This is a genomic window from Treponema endosymbiont of Eucomonympha sp., assembly GCF_001028545.1.
In genome coordinates this window covers 1-751 of the sequence record NZ_BBPW01000324.1, presented here as the reverse complement: position 1 = coordinate 751, position 751 = coordinate 1, and the positions used below count along the sequence as shown (strand labels likewise).

The 751-nt window shown below is 45.3% G+C and carries 1 protein-coding gene; it reads left to right on the top strand.

Annotation, left to right across the window (positions count from 1 at the left end):
* Positions 1 to 289 precede the first annotated feature (289 nt).
* On the top strand, positions 290 to 571 hold the full coding sequence (locus tag AWU74_RS06850) for a type II toxin-antitoxin system RelE/ParE family toxin (protein WP_062328694.1): 282 nt from the start codon (positions 290 to 292) through the stop codon (positions 569 to 571).
* Positions 572 to 751: the final 180 nt, after the last annotated feature.

Genomic DNA, 751 nt, shown 5'->3' with positions numbered 1-751 from the left:
ACTTTCTGCGCCGCTTTTTCCGTCTGCATGACTACCTCCAGAGCTAGAGATGATACAGAGGAAAGATACCGCACCTATCTGTCGTTTGGCAACGCCGGAATTTGCCGGAAGCGGTGCGTTGCTTACCTTTAATCCCTTGGGGTTTAATTCCCCGCCCTTTAGGGCGGTTAAAACTGGGGCGTGAGTGGAACAATCGCAGCCCTCTTTCTTTTCCGCGGGTTGATTAGTAGGATGATGCGAGGGATTTACAACACGCTTTCAGGACTCAGTCATATTTGACATATAGACGATGATTAAATCATTCAATGATAAGGAAACTCAGAAAATCTTTAATGGCACGGTGTCAAAGAGATTGCCGGTGGATATTCAAGCACGGGCATTCAACAAACTGACCGCTATTCATGTCGCAAGTGTCATCGAGGATTTGAGGATACCCCTGTCGAACTGTCTTGAAGCGCTCAGAGGAGACAGGAACGGACAGCATTCTATACGAATTAATGACCAGTATCGCGTCTGTTTCTATTGGAATAACAATAATGCCGAAAATGTCGAGATTACAGATTATCATTAAGGAGGCAGCGAAGGTTCCCCTCTTGGCAAAATAAACCGTATTGTGTAGTATGTAATACGGAATAGATAAGGAGCCTGTTATGGATACATATATTCAACTCGACCACACTGGCAAGTATCTGCAAGAAGAATTTATGCAGCCCTATAACCTGCCCCAGAACAAAAAAGGCGTGGACCAGGG